Below are 22,705 nucleotides of genomic sequence, written 5' to 3' on the forward strand. Positions count from 1 at the left end.
ACATGATTCACTGGGCGACCTAACGCCATGGGAATATTTGGCTAAATCACAACAAAGGAAAAACTCTAATTTTGAGTGCCACTAAAGAAGGGATGTTTACAATTGGATCAAAAAATACGACAAACCAGAAATTCGGCGCAAGCAAGAAGACAACCAAAGTGCTGAATTACATAAACTGAAAGCTGAGCTCAAACGAGTAACTATGGAGAGGGACATTTTAAAGGAAGCCGCGGTGTACTTTTGCAGGGAGTCAAAGAAAAGTACAGGTTCATAATTGAACGGCTTCAAGGATATCCAATCACGGTAGTATGTGACCCCCTTGGTATTGAGCGTAGTGGGTTTTATGCCTAGCGTCGACAACCACTTAGTGCTCGAGCCAGTGAAGATAAGCGCTTACTAGGAAAAATCAAGCAGTTCTGGTTAGAAAGCGGATGTGTATATGGTTATAGAAATCTAACAATTGATATGAAAAGCGACGGACAAGTCTGTGCCAAAAATCGAGTTTACAGACTAATGAAATCAGCCAACATTAAGGCCATACGCGGCTATAAAAGGCATAAGAGGTTTAATTCAGGGAAAGTTAATTTGGCAGCGCCCAATGTTTTAGAACGAGAGTTTTTGGTCGATAAGCCAGATCTTCGTTGGGTAACAGACTTCACTTATATACGTACTTACGAAGGCCGGCTTTACCTCACTGTAGTTATTGATCTTTTCTCAAGAAAAGTGATTGGCTGGACGATGAAAAGTAGCCTGAAAACGGATCTTGTTATAGATGCGCTTTTGATGGTGATTTGGCGAAGGTGTCCAAATAATAAAGTACTAACTCACTCTGATCACGGTGTTCAATATACTTCGAGTGACTGGAGTAGTTTCGTCAAAGAACACAACATGGAAATTAGCATGAGTCGAAAGGGAAATTGTCATGATAATGCTGTTGCCGAGAGTTTTTTCTCTTTATTGGAAAAAGACCGAGTAAAGAGAAAGATATACAAGACCCGCGATGAAGCATGATCTGAAGTTTTCGACTACATTGAATGCTTCTACAACCCAAAGAGGAACCATGGTACTAATGGTGGGCTGTCACCAAATGAGTATGATAGACAGTATTTTCAGAAACTTGAAAGTGCTTAGAGTTCTGAGGTCTTACCATTTGTTTCTTTTAGCTATAGTTATAGTAAAAAGGTATGATTTTTGATAATCAATACTTTATAATTTGTTATTTAGAGTGAATTTTTGTTCTAGATAAGTTTGTACATACTTAAAATATAGGTTTTTTATGAAGGTTTGCATGATTTTACCGTCTTTAGCTAAGAAAGGGCCAAATCAAGTAGCGTACGACATAATAGTTAATTTATTGAAGTCAAACATCCATATTGAATTTAAGGTTTATTATTTCGATGAAGTAAGTGATTGTACTCTTAGCTTTCCATGTATAACTCAAAAAATTTCTTTTTGGGATAATGTGGATTTAGGTTATTTTGACTTAGTTCATTCTCATATGCTAAAGCCTGATCTTTACGTATGTAGAATGAAACTATTTAACCGCTATAAGTTTGTTTCATTATCTACATTGCATCAAAAAGACTACGTTAATTTGACTTATGATTATAATTCTAAGTTGAAAGCTTTTTTAGCTTCGCTTTTGTGGAGAGTTGGATTGAGTCAGCATGATCATCTTATATATCTTTCTCAGTCAATGAAAAACTATTATAAGTATAAACATCTTTTCAATAATACACGTTCAAGTATAGTATTTAATGGGAGAAGCTTTGCAAAAAAAGACTTACGTAATGTATCTTCTGTTAGTATGTCTAGTACCTACTTTAATATAGTAACTGCTTGTTTATTAACTCAGAGAAAGGGGGTAGAGCAAATTATTTTTGCTCTTCCAGCTATACCTAATGTTGTATTCCATATAATCGGTGATGGCAAAGAAAAGAAGTATTTGCAGGCGATTGCTTCCGTGCTTGGTGTAGACGAACGAGTAGTCTTTCATGGTTTCACAGAAAATGTTGAAAATATATTGCTCTCCTCTGATGCTTTTGTGTTGCCCTCTAGGGCTGAAGGTTTTCCTCTAGCTCTACTTGAAGCAGCATCTTTGAATTTGCCTTGTATATGTTCGCGTATTGACGTCACAGTAGAGGTTTTTAGTGAGAATGAAGTGTCGTTTTTTAATTTAGATGAAGAAGATTCGATTAGGAATGCAATAAATAAAGTTATGAGTAGCCCAGAGAAATATAAATATAATCTTAATCAGAAGTATCGTAACTGTCTTACTAGTGAAATTATGGCTAATAATTATTTTAAAACATATATCCAACTAGTTAGTAATTGATGAGTGTAAGTATGAAAATATTTTTATCTATGGTTTCACATGGTCATGGTGAGTTGATTAATGAGCTAGGGTTGCTTAATGAACTATCGGATGATTTCGTTTTAATTATAAAGAGCAACAAAGAAGGTGATGAGTTTTTAAACTATATTGGATTCGATAATTTCCATTGGATTGATGAACAGTATTACTCAGGGTTCGGAAGGAATAATAATTTAATTTTTGATTATTGTAAATCCTATCTTAATATGGAAAGTAAAGATTATTTCATAGTTATTAATCCTGATGTGGTAGTTTATTCGGATATGTTAAATGAGTTGTTGTTGATTATTAAATCGTTGTCTCCTAACCTAGCGGCAATTAATTTGTATAAAGATGAGTTATTTAAAGAATATGATAATTCAATACGAAAATTTCCTCGACTGAAAGATTTTGTTCTTTCGTATTTTAAGCTAGGTAATGAAACACTAATTGATAAAAGTTCCATTAAAAAACCTGTGGATGTTGATTGGGCTGCAGGTTCATTTCTAGTATTCAAGTCGTGTCATTATTCTCTGTTAAATGGCTTTAACGAGAACTATTTTATGTATTGTGAAGATATTGATATTTGTTATAGAAGTAATAAATTGGGAGTGCCAGTAGTTTACTTACCAAATATAAAAGCACGTCACCTAGGCCAACACTCGAATAGAAAGTTATTTTCTCGACATTTTTTTTGGCATATTTCTAGTATGATTAGATTTCTTTTGTCTAAATAAATTTATTTTTTATATTGCATATAATATTTCTAATGATGTATATATTATGGACTATTGTTAGATAAACTCCAAAACACAATATAAATAGGTAAAACATCAAGTGCTCTGGAAAACCTGATATTTCGGAGTAAATGCCGATAAAAGCAAAAACAGATGCTAGTAAGCATATTGAAATTAGCGTCTGGACTGAACTAAGTCCCACCTTTTGAAAAATGTGATGTAAATGTTCACGATCTGGTCGAAAAGGTGAATCTCCTCTGCGAACTCGTCTTATCATAATCGTAATCATATCTATGAGAGGAACTGCAATAAGCCATAAAGCTGTTACGGGTCTTAATGGGGGAGTAGTGCCGTTTTGACTAGATACTAACAGTAACCAAATGACTGTAAAACCTATAAGCATACTTCCAGCATCCCCCATAAAAACTTTTCTTTTTCTACCAAAGGCACCTAAATTGAGAAGGATATAGGGTAAAATAATTACAACCATGATCAAGCAAAAATATGCAATATTATATTGGCCGTCATGAGCTAGCATTATACCTAACCCACTAATAGTTACTATTGATAAGCCGCCGAGGAGTCCATCTATGCCATCAACCATGTTAAATGCATTAATGGATCCAATAACTGCTAGTACGGTGACAAAATAGCCAAACCAGCCTAAAGTAATAATTTCTCCTGTACCTAAAATGTCTCCAATAGTATTTAATTCAATGCCACCTAGTATCATCATAGCTACAGAAAGGGCTGCTTGTATTGCAATTCTTAGCTTAAAGCTGAGATCAAACTTATCATCTAAAGCTCCAATTCCAACAAGTATCAATAAACATGTAGAAAATAAAGGAGTATTTGGGAGTATATCAGGGTTGTTGAAAAGAAAGTATAATATAGAAATACAGATAGATATCCCTCCCACTAAAGGAACCGAACCACTGTGTAGTTTTCGAGCGCTAGGTTTATCGACTAGACCAATTTTTTTGGCAAACTTTCGCATAATAAAAATTGTAGCTAAAGAAAAAAAGAAAAGGAACGATAAATCAACAAATGGTATTAACACGGTTAAGCCTATTAGCGGAATTTGAAAAGTTATTGATAATCATTATGCTCTTACATCATTAGTCTATCTATTTATATATGTTAAAACTTTGGTGATTTTACAAATTGTAATGATGTAATTTCAGTAAAATATAGAACTTATTAGCTATTTTGTCACCACATTTAAAGCAAAGAGCTGCGTTAGTAGAGCAAACTTCAAAATGACCTGTATGTTGAGCAAGAACGGATCGATGGCCAAAATTTTTCACTGTTCATCATAATGGAGAAGTTGTCTTGTAATTGATGTAAGTTATGATTTTAGCAAAAATAACCATAGCTTGACCAGAACAGATGTTTGAAATTGATAGCGGTTTTAGTGAGTAAATAGCGAAAGAATAACTGTTAAACGTCAATAAGTTTTGAGGCTTGATAAGGAGAATTCGAGTATTATCTGCTATGCTTTCTAGCTCTCAAGGTGTTATGATAGGTTTGATGATTAATGTCTAAGGTAAACAATGTTGATTTAGCGAATTAGCTAAGATTTTTGATGTAGTAGTAATAATCACATCATAGTTTAAATTGATAGAAAATGGATTTTTCGAGTGACCATAAAGCAAAGCTATACAATCCAATGTTTTAATTTAGCTAGGGATTTTACTTGATTTGAAAGGATGTTCAATGGAATCATGCACTTAGATTTGTAAGGCTATTTTATGGCACTCGATAGTATATTTAGCTTACCTAGATTATATAAACGTATAATCTATTTGATAATAGATGCAGTTTTTATTTTTATATCACTTAGTGCCGCTTACTGGACTCAAGCTGGCGACATTGATTTAATTAGTTACTCTAATGTTGTATATGTTATTGCTGCTACCTTAGTTGTTACTCTTTTTACTTTTTCTAGGCTGGGATTATATCGTGCGATTTTAAGATACTTGACTTTTCATGTCCTCTTGATTGTCTGTATAGGTACACTGGTTTCTGCAGTTTTAGTAGGGTGGTTAGCCTATTACCTTGATGTACCAGTTCCACGTTCTGTACCATTTATTTATGGAGTTTATCTTTGTTTACTATGCAGTGGTTCTCGCTTGATAGTTCTAACATTGTTCTCTCTAGCTTATTCAAAATACAAAAATAAAGTGCTGATTTATGGTGCAGGTGCTGCGGGTAGACAGCTGGCATTAGCATTGCGTTCTTCAGAGACACATCGTGTTGTTGGTTTTATTGATGAAGACAGAACATTAGAAAATACGGTTATCCTTGGATTGCAAGTTCATACGGTAGAGTCTGCGACACAACTAGTGAGTAAACAGAGTATTAATCAAATACTATTAGCTATTCCTAGCGTCTCAAGAGAACGACGAAAACAGATACTTGATACCTTGGTTCACTTACCAGCTGAGGTACTTACTATTCCTGATATGGGTGATATTGTGTCAGGAAAGGCTAATATTGATGAACTTAAAGATGTGGCGATAGACGATCTATTGGGAAGAGATCCTGTTGCTCCTCAACAATCTTTAATGGAAGCCAATATCAAAGATAAAGTGGTTATGGTCACCGGCGCTGGTGGATCAATTGGCTCTGAACTTTGTCGGCAAATTGTTCAACAGAAACCTAAAACCTTAGTTTTATTTGAATTGTCTGAATTTGGTCTGTATCAAATCGATAGAGAGTTGCGTTTACTTGTTGAGTCTCAATCATTAGATATCGAAATCGCACCCCTGCTTGGTTCTGTACAACGCATAAATAGGCTTTCTGCTACGATGAAGGCGTTTAACGTTCAGACGGTCTATCATGCTGCAGCCTATAAACATGTTCCGCTGGTTGAGCATAATGTGGTAGAAGGAGTACGCAACAATGTTTTCGGTACTTTTTATACTGCTAGAGCCGCGATTGAGGCAAAGGTTGAATCATTTGTACTTATTTCTACAGATAAAGCGGTTAGACCGACCAATGTCATGGGGACCACTAAACGATTGGCTGAACTTGGGTTACAGGCATTAGCCGCTGAAGAGAATAATAAAGTTTCTGGAACTCGATTTTGTATGGTACGTTTTGGTAATGTACTCGGTTCTTCTGGCTCAGTTATCCCTCTTTTTAAAAAACAGATTGCATCTGGTGGTCCAATAACCGTAACTCACCCAGATATTATTCGATACTTTATGACTATTCCTGAGGCTGCTCAACTTGTGATTCAAGCTGGGGCTATGGGGAAAGGTGGTGATGTGTTTGTGCTTGATATGGGTGAGCCTGTAAAAATAGTCGATTTAGCGAGAAACTTGATTAATTTGTCGGGTTTGGAAGTTAAAGATGATGAGCATGAGTATGGTGATATCGAAATTAAATTTTCAGGGTTAAGGCCGGGAGAGAAGTTGTTTGAAGAGTTACTTATAGGTGATGATGTTAAGCAAACCGCCCATCAACGAATTATGACCGCAAATGAATCTTATCTTCCTCTGGATGAATATAAACAATTAATAGATGATCTTGATCGAGCTTGCCACAATTTTGAACATGAAAAAATCCGTCAGTTGCTGATTGATGCACCTGCAGGTTTTACTCCTGTTGATGATATTGGAGACTTGGTTTGGCAAGAAAATGGTAAGAATATCGTACCTAATGTGGAATGATATTGATAACTTATTGTCTGACTTATCGAATTAGAACTTCTTTGGATTAAATATGAAAATCGCAATCGCAGGTACAGGCTATGTAGGCCTGTCTAACGCAATGTTGTTGGCACAGAACCATGAAGTTGTTGCCATTGATATTATTGAGGAAAAAGTAAAACAGCTAAACAATAAAAAATCCCCAATAGTCGATGCTGAAATTGAAGCGTTTTTAACTCAAAAAGAGCTAAACTTTACAGCGACGTTAGATAAAGAGTTGGCTTATGAAAACGCTGATTATGTAGTCATTGCTACTCCAACGGACTATGACCCAGAAACTAATTACTTCAATACTTCATCGGTAGAGTCAGTGATTAAAGATGTGCTTGAGTTCAATCCTGATGCTGTGATGGTGATAAAATCGACAGTACCCGTAGGCTACACAGAGCGTATTAAACAGAACTTAAACTGTCATAATTTGATTTTTTCTCCTGAGTTTCTTCGTGAAGGACAAGCGTTATACGATAATCTACATCCCTCTCGTATTATTGTTGGTGAACGAAGTGAAAGAGCTCAAGTGTTTGCCGATCTTCTTGTTGAAGGCGCTGAGAAGACAGATATTGACGTTTTATTTACTGACTCAACAGAAGCTGAGGCTGTGAAGCTGTTCTCGAATACTTATTTGGCGATGCGAGTGGCGTATTTTAATGAGCTGGACTCCTATGCTGAAGCTCACGGTTTAGACTCTCGTCAAATTATCGAGGGTGTTGGCTTAGATCCTAGAATTGGTGGGCATTATAACAATCCATCATTTGGTTATGGTGGCTACTGTTTACCGAAAGATACCAAACAGTTGTTAGCTAATTATCAAGAAGTGCCTAACAATATTATTGGTGCGATAGTCGATGCCAATAGAACCCGTAAAGACTTTATTGCCGATTCGATAATTAAACGCCAGCCTAAAGTTGTAGGCGTCTATCGTTTAATCATGAAATCAGGTTCTGATAATTTTAGAGCCTCTTCTATCCAAGGAATCATGAAAAGATTGAAAGCGAAGGGTATTGAAGTGGTGGTGTATGAACCGGTACTTCAAGACCAGCACTTTTTTCATTCTAAAGTAATTAGTGACTTAGCTGAGTTTAAGGCTATGTCAGATGTTATTGTTTCTAACCGGATGGTGGATGAAATTCGGGACGTTGAAGAGAAAGTATATACTCGTGATCTATTTGGTTCTGATTGATTACTAGTTAGATATACGAATTATTGAGAGAGGCCTTTCCTATTTAGAAAGACCTCTTTTTTATGTTTTAGACTAAGTCATAGTTGTTACTACACTTCACTGCGCAACATAGCCAAAACCTCAACCGTTTTCTGCTCCATCAGCAGTTTATTACCTTTAGATTCCACATTGAGCCGAACAACTGGTTCTGTATTAGAGCTACGTAAGTTAAAACGCCACTCTCCCTCATTGTCTGAAAAGGCCATGCTTATCCCGTCAGTTTCATCAATAGCGATAGCCGCTTGTTGGTAGTGATGACGAACTTTTTCAATTGCATCGGATGGATTTTGTAATACGGAGTTGATCTCGTCTGAAGAGGGGTAGCATTCAATGCGCTGTTTTAACATCGTTGATAGGCTAGTTTTCTTTATAGATAATAACTCCGCCACCAATAACCACGGGATCATGCCGGAATCGCAGTAGGCAAAATCTTTGAAATAGTGATGGGCACTCATCTCTCCACCATAAACGGCGTCCTCTTTACGCATACGCTCTTTAATAAAAGCGTGCCCAGTTTTGGACATAATGGCTTCACCACCATTTTTCTCCACAAGATCAATCGTGTTCCAGCTTAAACGAGGATCATGGATGATCTTTGCCCCTTGGTTTTTCTGTAAAAAAGCTTCCGCTAATAAGCCAACAATGTAGTAACCCTCAACAAAGTTGCCTTTTTCGTCAAACAGGAAGCAGCGGTCAAAATCGCCATCCCAAGCAATACCCATATCGGCTGCCGATTTGATTACAGCATCGGAGGTATCTTTGCGGCACTCTGGAAGCAGTGGGTTGGGTATTCCATTGGGGAAGTTGCCATCTGGTAAGTGATGAACTTTAATAAATTCAATAGGAATACTGTGTTGGATAAACTGCTTTTCTATCGCGTCTATAACGTGTCCAGCGGCGCCATTGCCAGCATTGACCACCAGTTTAAGTGGCGCAATGTTATCGGCTTGAATATAGCTCATTAGGTGCTCAACGTAAGCGTTTAAGTTCGATTGTTGGTTATAACGGCCACGTTGCTTTATATCGGTAAACTCATTTAATTCCGCTAAACGTTGAATCTCTTTTAAACCGGTATCGCCACTTATTGGCTTGGCATCTTCGCGTACTAACTTCATGCCATTATAATTTTTGGGATTGTGGCTGGCAGTGACTTCTATGCCTCCATCGACTTTAAGATACTTGGTGGCAAAATAGATCTCTTCTGTGCCTGTCATTCCGATATCGATGACATCAACACCAGAATCCATAAGGCCTTCTGCTACTGCCATTTTAAGCTCTTCGGAGGTAAGTCTAATATCGCCCCCAACCACCACTGTCTTAGGCTGAATATATTGACCAAATGCTCTGCCTATACGGTAAGCAATATCATTGTCTAGTTCAGAGCCAAGCTCTCCGCGAATATCATAAGATTTAAAGCAAGTAAGTGTTTTCATCGAAATATCTCCAAACAACCAAAACCGGTTTTGGTGAATTATACTTTAACCATAATGCTAATTCGACCATTTTGATCTCGTTTTAAAAACGGAGCTTAATGCGGATGAAAACGACTTTCCTTATTGAGAAGTTTTAAGAATCAATATTTTGCGCTTATACTTGCTGTAATGAGAACGATGGAATAACAATAATGAAAACCAGAGAAAGAATTGTGTCTTCTGCCCTTGAGCTATTCAATGAGCAAGGCGAACGAAACATAACCACCAACCATATTGCCGCTTATATTGAAATTAGTCCTGGTAATCTCTATTACCATTTTCGCAATAAACAAGAGATTGTTAGAGACATCTTTGATTGTTACTCCAAAGAGCTTTTAGAACGGTTTGCGCCTGTAGAGACTCATGAAGAGAGTTTAGTTTTATTAAGACGGTATTTAGATTCGATCTTTACTCTTATGTGGAAATACCGCTTTTTTTACGCCAATTTGCCAGAAATTCTGCAACGAGATGAAATTCTGCATGATCGCTATCTTGCGGTTCAAGATAAACTGCAAACTAACTTGAATCGAATATTTAGCTCATTTATCGATCTGAAATTGCTTAATGTAGAACAGAGTGAAGTGAAACCTCTAGTAACATGTTTGCATTTGGTGGCTTCTAGTTGGCTTGGTTATCAGTCTGCTATGTCGGTAAAAACAGATATTACAGAGAGCATCATCCATCAAGGTGTATTACAGATGATATCCATTGTAAAACCACACACCACAGCAATGGGTAGAGAACAAATTCAGTTGTTAGAAGATGGAATTAAAGCGATGAACGCTTAACATGGAGCTGTTTTAATACCCTATTATGCACTATGACATTTTTAATGGTGATGCCGATGGCATCATCTCGCTGCTTCAACTTAGGCTTGCTAACCCCATAGAATCGGTTTTGATTACTGGAATTAAAAGAGATATTGAGTTGGTTAAGCAAGTTCCATTAGATAAAGCTGACTCTCTTACCATTCTTGATATTTCAATGGCGAAAAATAGTGTCGCTTTAGAGAAAGTATTAGATGGTGGTGCTGATGTTTTTTATGCCGATCATCATCTATCGGGAGAAATTCCGAAATACAAAAACCTGAATGCGCATATCGATTTGAATGCTGATACGTGTACGGCATTGATCATTGATCACCTGCTGGCTGGCCAATACCGCTTGTGGGCAATTACTGCTGCTTATGGCGATAATATGATAACAAAAGCGGATGCTTTATCAGGTTCATCCGGTTTATCGAGAGAAGAGAGTGAACAGCTTAAAGAGTTGGGAACTCTCATTAACTACAACGGTTATGGTGCCAATATAGAAGAGCTTCATTATCATCCTGCCGATTTATATTCACTATTAAAACAATACCGTTCTCCTTTCCAAGCGATAACAGACAAAAACTCTCCGTATCACAAGCTAAAACAAGCGTTTCAGCAAGATATGAGACAAGCGTTGATGACCGATAATGCTTTCTCAGGAAAAGAGTTTACTCCTCAACCAAGTTATCAAAGCCACTGTCTGCGATTATATAAATTAAAGCAAGGTGTTGCTTCAAGGCGAATAAGTGGTGTGTTTGGCAATATGCTCGCCAATGAGAGCCTAAAGCAGGCGCATGCGGTGTTAACGGAAAATGAAGATAGCAGTTATACGGTATCGCTACGTGCGCCGCTTAACAACAAGTATGGTGCGAGTGAAGTGTGCAGTCAGTTCGTGAGCGGAGGAGGAAGAGAAGCCGCCGCCGGCATCAATGTGTTAGCAAAAAGTGAGGTTGAGAAGCTTATCAATGCAATTGAAGTCAAATGGGGCAAATTAACGAGTTAACCAGCTTTTCGGGTTTTGTGTCTTACTGTTTCGTCGTATCTCAAAATAGAGCGACGACTGAGATTGGCCTCCCGTGTCTCCTGCTAAAGCAATCACTTCTCCGGCTTTAATTTTGTCCCCTTCGCCTTTCAACAAGGTCTGATTAAAGCCGTATAGAGTCATATCGCCTTTGCCGTGATCAAGCAAAACAACAAGGCCGTAGCCTCTTAAGTAATCGGCAAATACCACAGTACCAGAATAAACCGCTTTTACAGGCTGCTCATAATTGGCATTGATGACCATTCCTTTCCAGTTAACTTGGCCACTCTGTCTGGTACCGTAATTATGAAGAACTTTACCGTGAAGAGGCCATGGTAGTTTACCTCTCTGTTTTGCGAGCCCGTCCATTGGGATGGTATTACGCTTGGCGGCTTTTGCTATTTCTGATTTTAATCGTATCTCATTGCGTTGAAGTTCCGCTAAATAATGTTTGTCACTAGAGATATTGTTCTGGATCTTGCTTACTGTGCCCTTACGCTGTTTCTGTGAACGAGCAAGCTGGTCTCGCTTTTGCGTCTGTTGGGTTAACAGGTTTTTAATCTGCTGCTGCTTTTGTAAGAGCTGTTGGTTTTTTTCGTTTAACTGTTTGCTGGTGGCATCAAGTTGTCGGATGGCTTCAGCTCTTGCTTTTGCCAAGTGCTGAAAGTATTGACTGATTCTATCTTGTTCTTCAGTTTGTTGGTGATTCATCAGGCTATTGATATCGTTATTTTGCTTGATGATGTAATAGGTTTTGATGAGCTCTGCTAATGTTTGCTCTTGCTGCTGCTTCTTCTGCTCTAGGGACGATTTTTGTTGATTGAATTGAGCAAGGTTTTTGTTGGCACTTTGTAATTTACTTTGTGTTTGTTTAATTTCCCGTCCAAGGGATGAAATAGACAGCTCTTGCTTTTTTAATGATTGCTGTAATGTATTGAGCTCTTTTTGCTGTTTGGATACGGACGTTTGTTGGCGAGAAATTTCACTTTTCACCCCTTTAAGTTCATCCTGATTGGCATAGCTTGAAATGCTAACAGAGAGGCTCGTCAATAGGACGGAAGTTGCGATACAGATCTGGAGGAAATTGTGAGAAGTACGCAAAGTCATATTTAAGAATATCAGCAAAATGGAAAGTGAACCGATAGATTACAATAAGAAAGGCGTAGACCCAAAAGTATTTGGTTATAAAATTGGGCCTGCTCTAGATTAATGTAGAGTCAGGCCCAAATTTTGCGATTCAAGGATAGAAGTATTATTTAACCAGTACTTCGCCCGTCATTTCTGTCGGGATATCCATCGCGGTTAAGCTTAGCATTGTTGGGGCTAAGTCAGATAATTTACCACCAGACTTAAATTCAACATCTTTACTGCCCACGTAAATAAGTGGCACTGGTAAGTTAGTATGCGCTGTATGTGTTCCGCCCGTCTCAGGGTCGACCATCATTTCAGCATTACCGTGATCGGCAGTGATCAGCAGTTGACCATCCACTTCATTGATCGCATCAACAACTTTTGCTACACAAGCATCAATGGCTTCAATGGCTTGTTCTGCTGCTTCATAAACACCAGTATGACCAACCATATCAGGGTTCGGGTAGTTACAAATAATGGTGTCGTATTTGCCTGACTTGATAGCTGCAACCAGTTTTTCAGTCAGCTCTTCTGAGCTCATCTCAGGCTGAAGGTCGTAAGTTGCAACTTTTGGTGAAGCAACTAGGCTACGCTCTTCTCCTGCAAATTCGGTTTCGACACCACCGTTGAAGAAGAAAGTAACATGCGCGTATTTCTCTGTTTCCGAGATACGAAGTTGTGTTTTTCCCGCTTTAGATAGCCACTCACCGTAGGTATTTTCTAACGATGCTGGTGGGAATGCACAAAGCAGAGGAATGTTTGCTGCGTACTGTGTCAGCATAACAAAATCGATGCTTGGGAAGACAGTGCGCTCAAAACCATCAAATTCAGGAACAAATGCGCGAGTGATCTCACGAGCACGGTCAGCTCGATAGTTCATAAAGATAACCGCATCACCGTCTACAATTGCTGCAGACTCTTGATCCGCGGTTTGCAATACGGTTGGTTTAACAAACTCATCGTTTTCATCGCGTGCGTAAGCGGCTTCTAAGCCTGCTACAGCTGAGTCATAGGTAAAATCAGCGTTAGCTTGAGTTAAAAGATCGTACGCTTTTTCAACGCGATCCCAGTTATTGTCTCGATCCATCGCATAGTAACGGCCAACAAGCGAGGCTATGCGACCTTTACCTAATGTGTCAAAAAGCTTGGTAAAGCGAGTTAGCGAGCCTTCTGCACTGCGAGGGGGAGTATCACGTCCATCAAGGAAACAGTGAAGATAGATTTTTTCTGCACCGCGATTTGCTGCCATCTCAATGGCGGCATAAATGTGGTCTTCGTGGCTATGTACACCGCCAGGAGACATTAGCCCCATAATATGAACGGCTTTTTCTGCTTTTACGGCTTTATCAATGGCATTGACTAAGGTTTCATTCTGCTCGAATTCGCCATCAGCAATAGATTTGGTAATACGAGTTAGATCTTGATAAACAACACGTCCAGCACCAATATTGGTGTGGCCTACCTCAGAGTTACCCATTTGCCCATCTGGCAAACCAACATCCAGACCAGACGCAGAGATAAGCGTATTTGGTTGATTGGCAAATAATGCATCCATTACCGGTGTTTTTGCGTTATTGATTGCGTTGCTTGCGTTGTCTTCACGATATCCCCAACCGTCAAGAATCACTAGAGCCATTGGCTTCTTAGCAGACATAGATATGACCTCATTAAATTTAAAGTAATTTAAAAATTAAACTAACGTAACTTTACTACATTTTTAGCACAAAACTGTAGCCTTAGATCAAATAATAGTGGCTATCTGTTGTTACTAATTTTCAAAAAGCGTTACTCATATACCGCAAGGAACGGCTATCTAAGACTCTCGATGGCGGGTGAACTCATTTTTAAACCTTTGATATGACGTCGTTGAATAACGCAACCATCTTTTTTCTTATCTAGATATTATTGCGAATAATTCTCAATAAGCAAGTTGCGATTTGCTTCAAACAGTCGAGAAAGAAGTGACAAAGTATTGGGGTTTCAGTTATTGCATAGATGACCTAGGTAGAATTTATGAAGCAATCCCGCTTTATTTCTGTTCTCAATGTCGAATTTTCTACCTCACAAGGTTATACTCACGCTTTAATTTTTATCGCTATACCCTGTGAATTTGAAGTGAACACACTAGAAGTGGTATAGACGCCCCTTAGTAATGACAAGAATTTTGTTACTGTTAAGAAGGTGTTTATCTGTGACTGGTAATAACTTTAACACTGTGGGTATATAAATATTGCAAGAGTGCAAAACATGCAGGAATACATAGATTTTATCCAGAACAACATGATCTTAGCTTTAGTTTGGGCCGGTTTGGTTGTTGCTATTGTTATGAGCTTTATTAAGTCAGCGACTGCCGCTTATAAAGAAGTTTCCCCTGCGGAGCTAACACAGTTCATTAATAAAGATGAAGGTGTTGTGGTTGATATTCGAACTAAAGATGAGTTTAAACAAGGCCACATTACTGGCTCAGTTCACGTTTTGCCATCTGACATTAAATCAGGCTCTGTTCCAAGCCTTGAAAAATACAAAGCAAGCCCAATAACTGTGATATGTAAAACAGGTACTACCGCTCAAGAGAGTGCCAATTTGCTAGCCAAAGCAGGATATGAACAGGTATTTGTTTTGAAAGGCGGTCTTGTTTCTTGGAGCGAGGCAAAAATGCCACTTATTCGTGGTAAAAAATAACAAATTCATCTGCGCTGAGTCGTGCTGAGCGACTAAATAGTGTCAAGCTACTGAATAGTGTTCATTGATTGAATAGAAATAGAGCAGATAGATTTAACTGTACTGGCTATTTAATAGGTACATTCAGTTCAGCGCCACGATAATCAACAGATTTACAATTTAAGGAATTTTAAAATGGCTGAAGCAGCACCACAAGACAACCAACAGAACTTTACAATCCAACGTATTTTTCTAAAAGATGTATCGTTTGAAGCTCCAAATTCACCAGACATGTTCCAAAAAGAGTGGAACCCTGATGTTAAGTTGGATCTTGATACTCAAAGTCGTGAACTAGGCGAAGGTGTTTATGAAGTGGTTCTTCGCTTGACTGTTACGGTTAAGAATGCAGAAGATACAGCGTTTCTTTGTGAAGTTCAGCAAGGTGGTATCTTCACTGCTGAACAGATGGAAGCCGGTCAACTTGCTCATTGCTTAGGTGCATTCTGTCCAAACATCTTGTTCCCGTACGCACGTGAAACTATTTCAAGCCTAGTGGTTAAAGGTACTTTCCCTCAACTAAACCTAGCGCCAGTGAACTTTGATGCTCTGTTTATGAACTACCTTCAAAACCAAGCACAGCAAGAAGAAACTGACGCATAATTTACGTCAGTTCTAATGCCGCAAGGCTTTAAGAAAACAGAAGCAATTGATAAAGTGCACAGAACTGATTTGTAATGTGCACTTTTTTTATCTACCGGATATGAGTATGACTAGTTTGCAAAACGCCTATGGAAAAGAGATCGCAATGACGGTTATTGGTGCTGGTTCTTATGGAACAGCGTTAGCTATAGCACTTGCTCGAAATGGGGCTAATGTTGTTTTGTGGGGGCATGAAGTCGACCATATGCAGCGTCTAGAAGCGGATCGTAGCAACAATGAGTTTTTACCGGGCATTGAATTTCCTGAAAGCTTGATAATTGAATCAGATCTAGAAAAAGCCGTTCAAGCTTGTCGAGATTTACTAGTCGTGGTACCCAGCCATGTGTTTGCTGTGGTACTAAAAAGTATTGCACCTTTCCTTACCGAAGAGACTCGTATCTGCTGGGCGACGAAAGGATTAGAGCCTGAAACCGGACGTCTACTCGAAGAAGTGGCTCATGAAGTGATAGGCAACAATAACTCTCTTGCGGTGATTTCTGGGCCGACATTTGCTAAAGAACTGGCATCTGGAATGCCAACGGCCATTTCTGTTGCTTCGCCTGACCAAGAATTTGTTGAAGATCTGCAGGAGAAGATACACTGCAGTAAGACGTTTCGAGTATACGCAAATAGCGACTTTACCGGCATGCAACTTGGTGGCGCGGTAAAAAATGTGATTGCTATTGGCGCAGGTATGTCAGATGGTATTGGTTTTGGTGCTAATGCTCGTACCGCGTTGATTACTCGCGGCCTTGCTGAGATGACACGATTGGGCATCGCTCTTGGCGCTCAGCAAGAAACCTTTATGGGCATGGCTGGCTTGGGTGATTTAGTTCTTACCTGTACTGATAACCAATCGCGAAATCGACGTTTTGGTCTAGCATTAGGTGAAGGCAAAGATGTTGACAGTGCTCAAACTGAAATTGGTCAAGTTGTGGAAGGTTATCGCAATACCAAAGAAGTGTGGTTATTGGCTAAACGAGTAGGGGTTGAGATGCCCATTGTTGAGCAGATCTATCAAGTGCTTTATCAACAAAAAGATGCTCGTCTCGCGGCACAGAGTTTGTTAGCGAGAGATAAAAAAGCGGAAGGGTGAGTACAACACTCGTTTCAAGTTAGATAGGGATTTGTATTAAATGAAACATTGTAAGCCGTGTAATGTGTGGCAGACGATCATAGAAGAAGCACGAGAGCAGTCAGAGCAAGAACCCATGCTGGCCAGCTTTTATCACGCTACCATCATTAATCATGATAGCTTGGCGGCATCACTAAGCTATATTCTAGCGAATAAGCTTAAAACCGCATCTATGCCTGCCATGGCAGTACGAGAAGTGGTTGAAGCCGCCTTTGACGCAGATTCAGACATTACAGAATCAGCGGCGTGTGATATCTGCGCGACAGTGAGTCGAGATCCTGCGGTTTCACTCTATTCGACACCGTTACTGTATTTAAAAGGTTTTCATGCACTTCAAGGCTACCGCGTGGCAAACTCGCTCTGGAAACAGGGTCGCTACGCATTAGCGACTTATCTGCAAAACCAGATTTCGGTAGCGTGTCAGGTTGATGCTCATCCAGCCGCTCGAATAGGCCGGGGGATTATGCTCGATCATGCGACAGGTATTGTTATTGGTGAAACTGCTGTAGTGGAAGACGATGTTTCTATTCTACAGAACGTAACTTTGGGCGGTACAGGTAAAGAAGGCGGTGATCGACATCCTAAGATCAGAGAAGGGGTGATGATCGGCGCGGGTTCGAAAATACTGGGTAACATCGAAGTTGGTGTGGGAGCGAAAATTGGCTCAGGCTCAGTGGTATTGCAAGCGGTACCAGAACATACCACGGTTGCGGGTGTCCCTGCTAAAATTGTAGGCGTACCAAAAACCGATAAACCGTCAGAAGATATGGATCAAGCCTTTAATGGCAAATCAGATGCGTATGTTGATGGTGGTGGTATTTAATCAACCGTAATAAGATTCCCCAAACTGTTTGTGTAAGCATTTGGGGATTAACTTACTAATGCTTCTTTTCTAAGTTTTAACGCGTATAGATACCCCATCACACCACCGACAATATTCCCCATAGTAATACCCGCAAAAAGCCCTTCAATACCGTATAGCCAACTTCCTAACCAAGCGAGTGGAAGCGTATATACAAATAGCCGCATAAAGTTCCAGTAAAAAGCGGTGACGGGTTTATGCATTGCGTTAAGGCTGCTCACGAGTAGCATTATGATGCCCTGAAAACCATAACTAAAGGGCACGATAATTAGGTAAAGCCAAATGAGATCATTTACCGACTGTTCCTGACCAAATAGTGCGGCGATGGGAATGCTTAACGGCACCATCATGGCGAATATGATTAACTGAAATACTACCGAAAATCGCATCGATAGAAAGAGTGCCTTGAAGCTTCGCTCTGGGTTTTCTGCACCAAGATTTTGAGCCATAAATGGCGTTAATGCTGACGTTAAGGACATAACAACCAACAGCAAAAGAGACTCTATTCGTTGAGCTGCACCATATGCAGCCACTGCTGTCGTACCATGTGAGGCCAAAATCATCATTAACACAGCGCCAGATAGTGGATTCATAGCATTAGAGAATCCGGCAGGGGTGCCAATTTTTAAAACCTGCCTCCAATCGGGAAGTAGAGTGGATAAATCAGGCCAACCGAGCAGTCTTTCGCGTTTGATCAGCAGGTACAAAGAGCAACATAAAGCTGCTAACCAACTTAACCCGCTGGCAATGGCCGCTCCTTTTATTCCTAGTTCAGGAAAAGGTCCTAAGCCGAAAATCAGTAGAGGGTCTAAAGCCCCGTTAACCAAGCCTGCAAACATCATGATCTTGGCGGGTGTTTTGGTATCTCCCGTTGCACGAATGGCACTATTTCCGGCCATTGGGATAACAAGTAGCGGGATAGTCAGGTACCAAATAAACATATAATCATGAATAAGAGGGAGCAGTTTTGCTTCTGCTCCTAGCGTTGAGAAAAGTGGTTCTATTGTAAATAGGCCGACAAATGACGTTGCGCTAATCAGTAATATCGCGAGCAGTAATCCATGAGTAGTAAAATGCGCAGCGTGTTGGGTGTTACGTTGCCCTAGAAGGCGAGCAATACAGGTTGAAAGACCAATGCCTATGCCCATAGTGATACAATTTACCGCATATGTAACAGGAAAAGTGAAGCTGATGGCAGCAAGTGCATCGGTACCAAGAAGTGAGACAAAAAAAGTATCCACCAGATTAAACATAAGTATTGCGACCATGCCAAATACCATTGGAATGGTCATGTTACGTAAAACTTGAGGGATATGACCCGTTAGCAGGCCGTGCTTATCTTGCATCGCATCTATGTCTTTAATATCTGGTTGGTTAGGATACCTGATCTTGGCAGAGTTAAGAATGAAAAATAAAAATTGAGGAGATAGCGATCTCCTCAATTTAGTGGATGGTAATGTATGAGATTTCTATTAACAGCCGGGGCCACAATCTAAACAGTGTTTGATCATTTCAGGGCCAAGGTGCAGTTTAGCGTTTAAGTCACGCAGTGCGGTGCGAACCCCCTCTTCAATCACAGGATGATAAAATGGCATATCTAGCATGTCACTAATCGTCATCTGATTTTGGTGTGCCCAAGCCAGTAAATGTGCTAGATGTTCTGCATTAGGACCAATCATTTCTGCCCCTAAGAAACGTCCGGTTCCTTGTTCGCCATAAACATGCAATAGACCTTTGTTTCTTAACATTACTCTAGAGCGGCCTTGTCCCTCAAATGAGACTTCTCCAACTTCAAAACAACCACAGTTCCCTAACCTTTGAGTGATCTGTTTGTGGGTTTCTCCGACCATAGCGATTTGTGGGTCGGAAAATACTGCAGAGATAGTTGAACGTCGTAATCCTGCTCGAATATCAGGGTAGCGACCGGCATTATCTCCAGCAATTCTTCCTTGGTCTGCAGCTTCGTGCAACAGTGGAATTTGGTTGCTGGCATCTCCTGCAATAAAAATCGAACTGACCGATGTTTGCAGAGTAAAGTGATCTGCTGTTGGAACGTCTCTTTCATCAAGTGCTATAGATGTGTTTTCTATATCGAGCTTGTCAGTGTTTGGACGTCGACCCGTAGCGGCTAAAACATAGTCAGTTATGAATGATTCTTGCTCACCTTGTTTATTGATAAAGAGAATTTCTACTTTATCGCCAACTCGTTTCATGCTCTCAACTTTTACATCGGCATCAAGATAAAACTCATCGCTAAAGGTTTTTTCTGCGTAATTCATAATGTCGCGGTCTGTTAAAGGACCCACTTGGCCACCGACACCGAATAGTTTCACTTTTACACCTAAACGATGAAGTGCTTGGCCTAATTCTAAACCAATGACACCGGGGCCAAATACCGCGACTGATTCTGGTAGGTCATCCCACTCAAAAACATCATCATTAATAATTAGTCGATCGCCTAACTCATTCCAAACCGCTGGGTAAGCTGGACGAGAGCCCGTAGCAATGACAATGCGTTTGGCTTGTATAGTCGTGTGGTCATCTACCATAAGAGTATGGTCATCAATGAACTTCGCGTAGCCAATGATCTTGTCTTCTGCAGCAATTTCATCAACGCCTTCAAGTACGAAGCCAACAAAGCGATCTCGTTCACTTTTGATTCGTGCCATGACTTCTTGGCCGTTGATGACTACTTCTCCTTGAGGATGAATACCAAAACTAGGAGCTTTCTCAATTTGGTGTACACTTTCTGCTGCTGCAATAAGCAATTTAGAAGGCATACAACCAACTCGTGCGCAGGTCGTGCCAAATGGGCCTCCTTCAATCATCACAACACTATCGCTATGAGCTTTAGCGGCTCGATAAGCGCCAAGTCCGGCAGTACCACCACCAATAATCGCTACGTCTACATGTAATTCTTTCATTGCAATACTCTCTTTTAAATACAACGGGGCCAGTCCCCAAATTAATAAACAATTTGGGGACTGGCCCCGAGCTAGAGGTTATTTGTTGCTCTTTAACCTAAAAATGTTTCTAGCTCTTCACTTCCACCTATGTGTTGTCCACCAATAAATACTTGTGGTACCGATGTTTTGCCGGTAATTGCACGAAGGCTAACGGTAGTAGCATCTTTACCTAAAACTACTTCTTCATACTGAAGACCGTGATCTTGCAGATTTTGTTTCGCTTTAGCACAGAAAGGACAGCCTGGTTTAGTAAACAATGTAATGGATTCTTGTGTTTTGTAATCTGGTGCTACGTGCTTAAGCATGGTGTCAGCGTCAGAAACTTTGAACGGGTCGCCTGGCTCATTTGGTTCAATAAACATTTTTTCTACCACGCCATCTTTTACTAGCATGCTGTAGCGCCATGAGCGTTTACCAAAACCTAATTCTTTTTTGTCAACTAAGAGGCCCATACCTTCAGTAAACTCACCATTGCCATCTGGAATAAAGGTAATGTTCTCTGCTTCTTGGTCATCTTTCCAAGCATTCATCACGAACGTGTCATTAACGGAAACACATAAAATATCGTCAACACCATGCGCTTTAAATACAGGATGAAGTTCGTTGTAACGTGGTAAGTGACTTGATGAACAGGTTGGTGTAAATGCACCTGGTAAGCTAAATACAATAACGGTTTTATCTTTGAAAAGTTCATCTGTGGTTACATTTACCCATGCATCACCTTGACGAGTAGGGAAAGTAACCTGAGGAATGGCTTGGCCTTCTTTTGATGTAAACATAATCTGTTTCCTTAAATGAGTAACGTAGTGGACGTAATGTTAATTGCTGTTGGAGTGATGTTCTCCGTTTCGATGTAGTCATTATCAACAAAAACAATTGATAGTTCTAATCGTTTAATACTATAGTAACGATAGGTAATAGCTATTTATGTGACACGTGATGAATATTAGAGATTTTGAGTACTTAGTGGCATTGGCGGAGCATAAACATTTTCGAAAAGCTGCTGAGGCCTGTTATGTCAGTCAACCTACTTTGAGCGGACAGATTCGCAAACTTGAGGATGAGCTGGGGACGGCATTATTAGAGCGAAGTAGCCGAAGAGTTTTGTTTACCGAAGCAGGATTGCAGCTGGTTGATCAAGCGAAAAGAATTTTGTCTGAAGTGAAAACTTTTACTGATATGGCGAGTTTGCAAGGGAAAGAGATGAGTGGTCCATTACATATTGGGTTCATTCCTACTGTGGGTCCCTATTTATTGCCGAAAATAGTCTCTCATCTAAAAGAAGACTTTCCGGAACTCGATCTATTTTTGCATGAAGCTCAAACCCATCAGTTAGTGAAACAGCTTGAAGAGGGACGGTTAGATTGTCTTATATTGGCTCAAGTGGCAGAGACAGAACCTTTTATTGAGCTCGACCTGTATGATGAACCTCTATATGTTGCTGTTCCTTGTGATCACGAGTGGGCAACGGAAGAGACATTAGCAATGAGTCAACTGGATGGGAAAACCATTTTAGCTTTAGGTGATGGCCATTGTCTTAGAGATCAAGCTCTGGGGTTCTGCTTTGCAGCAGGAGCAAAAGATGATGAACGGTTTAAAGCGACGAGTTTAGAGACTTTGCGCAATATGGTCGCGGCGGGGGGAGGTATTACCTTATTGCCTCAATTATCCGTGCCAGAAAATCGAGTTCAGGATGGGGTTTGTTACTTGAAAGCGAAGGATCCTGTTCCTTCCCGAAAAATTGTTTTGGCTTATCGACCCGGTTCTCCATTACGAAATCGGTTTGAAACATTGGCTAAAGCGGTTTCTGGATATTTAACTGTACTAGCTCAGACCTGATCTGACAGTTACCCACTTTGTTGGTGCCTGTCAGATTATATCTGGGCTAGATTCTTTTCAGCCCAGATTAATTTCCCATCTA

General features: G+C 39.9%; 18 protein-coding genes and 1 pseudogene. 12 read left to right on the forward strand and 7 right to left on the reverse strand.

Features of this window, described 5'->3' with window-relative positions:
* Positions 1–88 precede the first annotated feature (88 nt).
* The 3 genes and pseudogenes from F0227_RS21995 to F0227_RS20770 all read left to right on the forward strand — a co-directional run.
* A pseudogene (locus tag F0227_RS21995) lies at positions 89–1,131 on the forward strand (IS3 family transposase); the annotation flags it as partial.
* 157 nt (positions 1,132–1,288) lie between these two features.
* Positions 1,289–2,335, forward strand: a complete 1,047-nt coding sequence (locus F0227_RS20765; protein WP_171755167.1) for a glycosyltransferase family 4 protein — start codon at positions 1,289–1,291, stop codon at positions 2,333–2,335.
* Positions 2,336–2,346: 11 nt separating this feature from the next.
* The gene (locus F0227_RS20770; protein WP_171755168.1) at positions 2,347–3,090 is read left to right on the forward strand and encodes a glycosyltransferase family 2 protein; all 744 of its coding nucleotides are present in this window, start codon (positions 2,347–2,349) and stop codon (positions 3,088–3,090) included.
* Here the strand turns inward: F0227_RS20770 and wecA are convergent.
* Positions 3,083–4,150: a UDP-N-acetylglucosamine--undecaprenyl-phosphate N-acetylglucosaminephosphotransferase gene (gene wecA, locus F0227_RS20775; RefSeq protein ID WP_171755169.1), complete on the reverse strand. Its 1,068-nt coding sequence runs from the start codon at positions 4,148–4,150 to the stop codon at positions 3,083–3,085. The two genes, F0227_RS20770 and wecA, sit on opposite strands and share 8 nt — an antisense overlap.
* Positions 4,151–4,841: 691 nt before the next feature.
* Here wecA and F0227_RS20780 point away from each other — a divergent pair.
* The gene (locus F0227_RS20780) at positions 4,842–6,767 is read left to right on the forward strand and encodes a nucleoside-diphosphate sugar epimerase/dehydratase (RefSeq protein ID WP_171755170.1); all 1,926 of its coding nucleotides are present in this window, start codon (positions 4,842–4,844) and stop codon (positions 6,765–6,767) included.
* 52 nt (positions 6,768–6,819) lie between these two features.
* Positions 6,820–7,986 (forward strand): nucleotide sugar dehydrogenase, encoded by a 1,167-nt coding sequence (locus F0227_RS20785; RefSeq protein ID WP_171755171.1) that lies wholly within the window; start codon positions 6,820–6,822, stop codon positions 7,984–7,986.
* Between the two features lie 89 nt (positions 7,987–8,075).
* Here the strand turns inward: F0227_RS20785 and F0227_RS20790 are convergent, their stop codons facing one another.
* Entirely contained in the window at positions 8,076–9,458 is a 1,383-nt protein-coding gene (locus F0227_RS20790; RefSeq protein ID WP_171755172.1) for a phosphomannomutase CpsG, read from the reverse strand.
* Between the two features lie 191 nt (positions 9,459–9,649).
* On the opposite strand from F0227_RS20790, the gene F0227_RS20795 reads away from it, so the two are divergent.
* Both F0227_RS20795 and F0227_RS20800 read left to right on the forward strand, forming a co-directional pair.
* Positions 9,650–10,285 (forward strand): TetR/AcrR family transcriptional regulator, encoded by a 636-nt coding sequence (locus tag F0227_RS20795; RefSeq protein ID WP_171755173.1) that lies wholly within the window; start codon positions 9,650–9,652, stop codon positions 10,283–10,285.
* A gap of 25 nt (positions 10,286–10,310) precedes the next feature.
* Complete coding sequence (locus tag F0227_RS20800; protein ID WP_171755174.1) at positions 10,311–11,312, forward strand: DHH family phosphoesterase; 1,002 nt, start codon at positions 10,311–10,313, stop codon at positions 11,310–11,312.
* Here F0227_RS20800 and F0227_RS20805 read toward each other — a convergent pair.
* Entirely contained in the window at positions 11,301–12,437 is a 1,137-nt protein-coding gene (locus tag F0227_RS20805) for a murein hydrolase activator EnvC (RefSeq protein WP_171755175.1), read from the reverse strand. The genes F0227_RS20800 and F0227_RS20805 overlap by 12 nt on opposite strands.
* A 145-nt stretch (positions 12,438–12,582) precedes the next feature.
* Positions 12,583–14,115: a 2,3-bisphosphoglycerate-independent phosphoglycerate mutase gene (gene gpmM / locus F0227_RS20810; RefSeq protein ID WP_171755176.1), complete on the reverse strand. Its 1,533-nt coding sequence runs from the start codon at positions 14,113–14,115 to the stop codon at positions 12,583–12,585.
* Positions 14,116–14,708: 593 nt separating this feature from the next.
* Between gpmM and F0227_RS20815 the strand changes: the two genes are divergently transcribed.
* The 4 genes from F0227_RS20815 to cysE all read left to right on the forward strand — a co-directional run bounded on the left by F0227_RS20815 (position 14,709) and on the right by cysE (position 17,779).
* Positions 14,709–15,143, forward strand: coding sequence for a rhodanese-like domain-containing protein (locus F0227_RS20815; protein ID WP_171755177.1), 435 nt, complete (start codon positions 14,709–14,711; stop codon positions 15,141–15,143).
* Between the two features lie 174 nt (positions 15,144–15,317).
* Complete coding sequence (secB, locus tag F0227_RS20820; protein ID WP_171755178.1) at positions 15,318–15,782, forward strand: protein-export chaperone SecB; 465 nt, start codon at positions 15,318–15,320, stop codon at positions 15,780–15,782.
* A gap of 100 nt (positions 15,783–15,882) precedes the next feature.
* Positions 15,883–16,917 (forward strand): NAD(P)H-dependent glycerol-3-phosphate dehydrogenase, encoded by a 1,035-nt coding sequence (gene gpsA, locus F0227_RS20825; RefSeq protein ID WP_171755179.1) that lies wholly within the window; start codon positions 15,883–15,885, stop codon positions 16,915–16,917.
* Positions 16,918–16,957: 40 nt separating this feature from the next.
* Positions 16,958–17,779 carry a serine O-acetyltransferase gene (gene cysE / locus F0227_RS20830; RefSeq protein WP_171755180.1) on the forward strand — a complete coding sequence of 274 codons (822 nt, stop codon included), beginning with the start codon at positions 16,958–16,960 and terminating at the stop codon, positions 17,777–17,779.
* A gap of 47 nt (positions 17,780–17,826) precedes the next feature.
* Here the strand turns inward: cysE and F0227_RS20835 are convergent, their stop codons facing one another.
* The 3 genes from F0227_RS20835 to F0227_RS20845 form a co-directional block, all read right to left on the reverse strand.
* On the reverse strand, positions 17,827–19,164 hold the full coding sequence (locus F0227_RS20835; protein WP_171755181.1) for an MATE family efflux transporter: 1,338 nt from the start codon (positions 19,162–19,164) through the stop codon (positions 17,827–17,829).
* Between the two features lie 126 nt (positions 19,165–19,290).
* A complete protein-coding gene (locus tag F0227_RS20840) occupies positions 19,291–20,742 on the reverse strand; it encodes a dihydrolipoyl dehydrogenase (RefSeq protein ID WP_171755182.1) in 1,452 nt (483 codons plus the stop codon).
* A 92-nt stretch (positions 20,743–20,834) separates the two neighbouring features.
* Entirely contained in the window at positions 20,835–21,563 is a 729-nt protein-coding gene (locus F0227_RS20845) for a glutathione peroxidase (protein ID WP_171755183.1), read from the reverse strand.
* Positions 21,564–21,723: 160 nt separating this feature from the next.
* Here F0227_RS20845 and oxyR point away from each other — a divergent pair, with 160 nt between their 5' ends.
* A complete protein-coding gene (oxyR, locus tag F0227_RS20850) occupies positions 21,724–22,623 on the forward strand; it encodes a DNA-binding transcriptional regulator OxyR (protein WP_171755184.1) in 900 nt (299 codons plus the stop codon).
* Positions 22,624–22,705 lie beyond the last annotated feature (82 nt).

Source organism: Vibrio sp. 99-8-1 (genome assembly GCF_013114595.1).
Classification (GTDB): Bacteria; Pseudomonadota; Gammaproteobacteria; order Enterobacterales; family Vibrionaceae; genus Vibrio.